Origin of the sequence: Candidatus Electronema sp. PJ (assembly GCF_048287395.1) — a bacterium.
GTDB lineage: Bacteria > Desulfobacterota > Desulfobulbia > Desulfobulbales > Desulfobulbaceae > Electronema.
In genome coordinates this window covers 1-5,909 of record NZ_JBLWEO010000084.1, presented here as the reverse complement: position 1 = coordinate 5,909, position 5,909 = coordinate 1, and the positions used below count along the sequence as shown (strand labels likewise).

General features: G+C 51.7%; 7 protein-coding genes. All 7 read right to left on the bottom strand.

Annotated features, from left to right (window positions below; all coding sequences use genetic code 11):
* Window positions 1-399: 399 nt before the first annotated feature.
* Window positions 400-1,854 (bottom strand): class-II fumarase/aspartase family protein, encoded by a 1,455-nt coding sequence (locus ACNKIB_RS13660; protein WP_417911124.1) that lies wholly within the window; start codon window positions 1,852-1,854, stop codon window positions 400-402.
* A gap of 346 nt (window positions 1,855-2,200) precedes the next feature.
* Window positions 2,201-2,407: a hypothetical protein gene (locus ACNKIB_RS13655; RefSeq protein ID WP_417911123.1), complete on the bottom strand. Its 207-nt coding sequence runs from the start codon at window positions 2,405-2,407 to the stop codon at window positions 2,201-2,203.
* A gap of 7 nt (window positions 2,408-2,414) precedes the next feature.
* Window positions 2,415-2,708 carry a hypothetical protein gene (locus ACNKIB_RS13650; protein ID WP_417911122.1) on the bottom strand — a complete coding sequence of 98 codons (294 nt, stop codon included), beginning with the start codon at window positions 2,706-2,708 and terminating at the stop codon, window positions 2,415-2,417.
* Between the two features lie 50 nt (window positions 2,709-2,758).
* Complete coding sequence (locus ACNKIB_RS13645) at window positions 2,759-3,343, bottom strand: hypothetical protein (RefSeq protein WP_417911121.1); 585 nt, start codon at window positions 3,341-3,343, stop codon at window positions 2,759-2,761.
* 15 nt (window positions 3,344-3,358) lie between these two features.
* Window positions 3,359-4,747, bottom strand: coding sequence for an adenylosuccinate lyase (gene purB, locus ACNKIB_RS13640; RefSeq protein ID WP_417911120.1), 1,389 nt, complete (start codon window positions 4,745-4,747; stop codon window positions 3,359-3,361).
* A 103-nt stretch (window positions 4,748-4,850) separates the two neighbouring features.
* Window positions 4,851-5,090: a hypothetical protein gene (locus tag ACNKIB_RS13635; RefSeq protein ID WP_417911119.1), complete on the bottom strand. Its 240-nt coding sequence runs from the start codon at window positions 5,088-5,090 to the stop codon at window positions 4,851-4,853.
* A gap of 653 nt (window positions 5,091-5,743) precedes the next feature.
* The coding region (locus ACNKIB_RS13630) for a transposase (RefSeq protein WP_417911125.1) at window positions 5,744-5,909 on the bottom strand (166 nt) is incomplete at its 5' end.

Below are 5,909 nucleotides of genomic sequence, written 5' to 3'. Positions count from 1 at the left end.
TGCCACCTTACTCTCCTGATCTTAATCCGATTGAGCATAAATGGGCGCAGGCAAAAGCTCTCAGAAAAAAATATCGATGCTCGGTTGAGGAGCTTTTTCAGAACGATATAATATGATCATTTTATATCGCTACAGCTATATAACTCCTTTCCAACTCGGCCAAACTCCTTTCTGGCCAAGCCAAACTCCTTTCTTGCCGACTTTGCACTCCTTTCCGGCCAAACAGCAAAGGAGTGCGGCCAAGCAAAAATCCTCTGCTAGTCGGCCAAACTCCTTTGTTGCCTAGCCGAATTCCTTTCCAACTCGGCAAAACTCCTCTCCTGCCGAGTACAACTCCTTGCTTACCGACTTGCCAAGCAGGGGAAACGGGTGGCAATGGCTGGGAATTACCCTTGCCAATTAACACCGCATCTGGCAGTTCTCCTCTCCCTCAGCGCAGAGCGGGCAGCGTTGGTTATACTCTGCGGGAATGTCACCTAATTCCTGCATCCTGTCTTGGACAAAGGCAACTGTCCGGCTACTCAATTCCTTAGCCATGCCGATATGCTTTTCCGGCAGAATAGCCTGCTCGATCTCCTCGCGCTGAAAATTATTTGCCACTTCTGGCACCTGCATCAAGAGATCCAACACCGGTCGATTGCTGGCCACAGCCTCCATTGAGACATTATAGACCAGGGCATGGGCATTTTCCTTGCCAATCTTCGTGCCAATAAAGAACATCAGGGCCTCGCTGGAGATGAGCGGTGCTGCCCGAAGCACATTCTCTCGCACCCGCTCTTCATGCACAGTCATATCAGCAAGAATATGCTGCATCATACTTAATAAGCCGCAGGTATAAAGCGACGCATCGGTGAGCGCAGCCCATTCTAAGCGCACAGACCGGTAATCACGTTCGTGCTCGCAGAGTAAGCCGTCATAACCCAGCATGGCTTGTGCTTTGATCAGCTTGGACAACACCACAACCTGCTCGCATAGTTCTGGGTTACGCTTGTGGGGCATGGTGCTACTGCCAATCTTGCCCATGTGAAAAGGTTCTTCCATCTCCCCAGTTTCATTGCGCGCCAGACAACGGATTTCATCGGCAATCCGGGCCAGCGAACCAGAGATCAGAGCAAGCACAGAGAGGTATTCGGCGAAACGGTCGCGAGAGGCGTGCCAGGCTACATTTGGGGCAGCCAGTTCCAAGCGGACTGAGAAGTCTGCCAGTAACGGCAGGGCCTTGTCGCCAAAGGCATCCATCGTGCCCACCCCCCCAAAAAGCTGGCTGACCAGCACGCGCTTTTTCATGGCCTGGAGCCGCTCAAAACTGCGCCAGACTTCATCTAACCAGCCTGCCATTTTCAAGCTCATGGTCGTGGGCAGGGCATGTTGGCAATGGGTGCGGCCTATAGTTACTAAGTCCTGATACTGCTCCGTCTTCTGAATGAGCAGGCGAAGAATGCTGTGCAGGTCGCGCTCCACAATGTGGATGATATCGCGCAGCTCCAAAACTTGGGCTGTGTCCTGAATATCCTGGGTCGTCGCGCCAAAGTGAATGAACTGGCCTGCTTCCTTATCGCAAGCCTTGCGCAGTGCTGCGAGCAGGGGCATCAGCGAATGGTTGGTCAGCTTCAAGCCAGCTTTGATCTCGTCCAGGTTGAACAGGCTAATCTGGGCATTCTGTTCGATATTGGCTGCGGCTGTGGCTGGAATGATGTCAAGCCCAGCCATCGCTCTTGCCAAGGCAGCTTCGACATCTAACCAGCGTTGATAGCGACGTATATCACAGAAAACTTGGCGTGCTTCTGGGGTAGTATAGCCACCAGAATAGAAGCTGGAATCAATGATGTGACTAAGGGGTGTGCAAGTGGTCATGGTGTATTAGAGAAGATGTATCAGGTTATAGGATGCGCTGCGTGCATCAAATTTGCTCTGCCTTTGTTTTTGGCGCGGAGGCCGTGCCCTACCTTGCTCAGACTCATGTACATGATGTTCTCAAGGTCATATACATGAAGCACTCTGAGTCATACATATGATGCTCTGAAAGTCATGTGCATGAAGTTCTCAAGGTCATGTACATGAGGCTCTCAGCACCAGAAGCAAACAGCTTGGACAAGATCGGATGAAAGGGGCCTCAGGTTATAGTTAGCGCAGCAGGAAAAGATATAGCTTTCTGATCTCACAGAATAATAAAGAGAGTCCTGCGAGCATAAATGATCTGTTAGCCAGTGTATGCAGCAGTGACAATTTTGTCAATAAGAAAATCTCTGGGCAGGATAAGCAGGAGGGTGGAAAACTCAATCGTGCATGTGAGTTGAACTCCTATGCACGGTCGAGTTTTACGGGCAAGAATGTGGTTGCTATTGACCGTGCGGCAGGATAGGGCAAAGAAGATTGCCGCTGCACAGCAGGATGGAAGCGGTTTCAACCGCTGCTCATTTCTTGTCTTCGGGCATGCAAATAAGAATAGTACGGCGATCCGCATCCAGCGTCCAATAGCTGCCGTCATCCATGACAATGTCTGTGCCGGATACAAGCAGCTCCAAACGCCGCTCGCTAATCAGTTTCAGGATGTGACGGATTTCATCAGGATCGCGCTCGGGAAACTTTGCCACGACCCTCTCATTGATCTCGTCCATCGTGACTGTTCGCGATTGGTGCTTCAAAGTGATCTTGTCAGGTGCGGACGGAGCGGAATCGTTTTTGGGAAAATAAGGAAATGTCGCCATGATGTTAGCCTCTAATGAAAGGGGAAAGGATGCCTACTCAGGACAGGAGGTCATGATCTTCCAGCAAGTTCCTTGAGCATCTTTTCAACCTGTTTTGCATCTCTGATGCCAAGGAAACCTATTTTCTCAGTTCGGCTGTCTCCATCTGAGTCCCGCCATGCTCGATGAGCAACAATCAGATCGCTTGTGCCGTTCCGATTTTCTTTCCGATAGATATTTTGAAGTTTGTCAGGAGGGTAGCTGTAGATTGTTGTTGACCAGCCGCCATTAAAAATAATGGCTCGTTGATCAGTGACAACGTAAACTGTTCTCAGGCTCTTCCTGTACGCCAACAATGGACTGGAAAGCAATCCAAGCCCAATCAAAACAAATGGAAGGCCAAATAGTAGAGGAAAGAAACTAAATCCCCTTCTGAAATCTGGAAGTTTGAATCCTGACGCTCCGAATGTCCAGAATAAGGCGAATGTAGTCCAAGGAATGGCAAATAGAAAGGAAGATAGCGATGCCGCAGTGAAAAAACGTGGCGTTGGCAAGCCGATCCATTTAATTTTCTCTCCCCGCTCAAGCTCACGGTCAACTTGCTCCTTCAGATGCTTTGGCATCGTCGTGTTCGGCACCATCTTCTTTTTCTCCATGCGTTGAATTGAAGATCAGTTATCTTCCTTTGTTTTTTCCAATTGCTGCCGCCTTTTTCCGCGCAGCTCCTCCACCGTCCTGTCCACCAGCTCAACCGCGCTGCCGACGTACTGCTCCGGGCTATCAAGCGGAGCAAGCTCCTCCTCATGGAACACGCTGCCAAGCTCATTGTCCGCAAGCACGGCCTCTTTCAGGCTGATCCGCTGTTCGGCGGCAGCGGCAGCCAGCGTGTGCAGCTTGTCCATCGCCTTGTTCTTGCCAACAATCTTGCCGAGCCGGAAGAGCAGCCATTCGGTGGCGATCAGGTCCTTCTGACGATGGAGGTTGGCCAGCATCTGCTCAGGCCGGACGATCAGGCCATTGAGAATCTGGAGCAGCGAGGATGCGGATGCGCCAGTGTAGATGCAGATTTGCGGCATGGCCAGCCATTCGGCCCAGAGGCAGCGTGGGTCACGTTCATGCTCATGGGCCATACTTTCAATGACCGTGCCGCTCAATGCCCGCACGTGCCTGCTCAAGGCGACAATGCGCTGGCAGAGCACCGGGTTTTGCTTATGCGGCATAGTGCTGCTTGCCACTGCGCCGGACAAGGACGGCTCGCGCAGCTCATCCAGCTCCGTCTTTTGCAGCTGATATATTTCGTTGGCAATCTTGGCTAAGGTCATGGACAGCAGGGCGAAGTCCGAAGCCAGCTCGGCCACACGGTCGCGGGCGGTGTGCCAGGACAGGGGATCGTGTGTCAAACCAAGCAGCTCCATCGTCTCCTTGGCGACTTCGATGCCCTGCTCGCCCAACGCTGCGTATGTGCCGACCGCGCCGCTCAATTGTCCGCAGCAGACCGTGCCTTGCAGATGCTGCAGCCGCTGTATATGCCGCTGTATCTCCGCCGCCCACACCGCAACCTTCAGGCCAAACGTGGTCGGCAGAGCCTGCTGCCCATGCGTGCGTGCGGCCATCGGCGTGGCCCGGTGCTTGACAGCAAGATCAAGGCAGACATCTTCCAAACGCAGCAAATCGCGGAGAATAATCGCCAGCGTCTCTTTCAAAGCCAGAACTTGGCCAGTGTCGAGCACGTCCTGCGTGGTCGCGCCGTAATGAACATATTCGCCCGCGCCGTCCGCGCAGGCGCGGCGCAGGCCGCCAAGCAGCGGCACCACCGAGTTGCGGCTCTTGCTGTAGCCCTGACGCACGCTGTCGAGATCAAGGCGTTCGAGCTTGGCCTTGCTCTTGATCTCCGCTGCCGCCGCTACCGGAATCAGGCCGCGCCGGCCCTGCGCTTCAGCAAGAGCCGCCTCAAAATCGAGCCAGCGTTGGAACACGGCTTGCTCGTCAAACAGGGCCTCCAGCTCCGGTGTGCTAAAGACATGCGGGTTGATTTGATAATCAAAGGGATGAACAGGCATGGGAGGCGATTGCGATGGTTGAAGGAAAGAAGGAATGCGGCTTTTGACCTTGGCGCGGCGCAGTTATTCAGCGCAGCGAAAGCCAGCTTGCTCGAAGTGGCGGTCAAAGGTCAGCGCGGCGGGATTTCTCGCCATTCAGGTAGGCATCAATATTCTCAGCAAAGTCGGCAGTACCGTCAATCTTCATCTCCTGCAAGCGTGTCAGCAGGAAAGACTTTAGCTTTGCTGGCGCAAGCTCCTCGTCAACAATCACGATCACGCGCACCAGCTTATCATCCCATGCCTGACGATAGGCATCGGGAATGGTGACGGTCACTCTACCGTCACGGGCAATGGCATTCATGAAAGCACCTTGGCGGCGGTAGGCGATGGGCGGGATGCGTCACGCCTTTTCTCCCTTCATACCCTGAAGGGCAGGAAAAGGCAAGATTGTTCCTGTTGACAAGGGCAAATGCGCATCTTACACTGCCCGGTAGTCTTTCAGGTTATCGCCAACGCTATCTCCCGTAAGAATCTATGAGCATCTTAGATGGTAACCTAAGTTGTGACCTGTAACATTGCCTTTTCAATGCCGTAAGCCAAGATAAAAAGAAAAACCTTCAATTCAAAGCCATGCGAGGTGACAGCATGAATATGCGCTGGAAATCTTTGAGTGATGACACTGAATGCGCGATTCGATCGCGCTTTCGGATGAATCTGGCTCCATCTTCTGAAAATAGCTCATATTTTCTTTTTGAATTTCTCTTTTTGACAGGATTTAGATAAATATCTAACTGCTAAATCTCGTTTTTAATGTCATAGGCGTTATATGCCCTATCTCCGCAAATAACGCTTCCTGAAGAAACAGGAAAAGAAAAATCATAAAGAGAATTAACGTCGGCATATGATCCTGGAGACAGAAAAATTTCCGCAGGAATTCCTGATTCTGTCATCATAGCATAAACTTTCAGCCCGCAAAAGCATTCATTCTGACTTGGAATAGGCCTCTTGCATAAGTCATCCGTAAGCAATTGTTAGCTCCATGTTATAGACGGCGGCGATCAAGCTGAAGCGGAGACCAAAACGCTTTCTCCTGTTTCGATACCGTTTACTCAAAATACGGAACACTTTGAGTTTGCGAAAAATATGTTCAATCACCATACGTTTCCGAGATAAAGTCCTG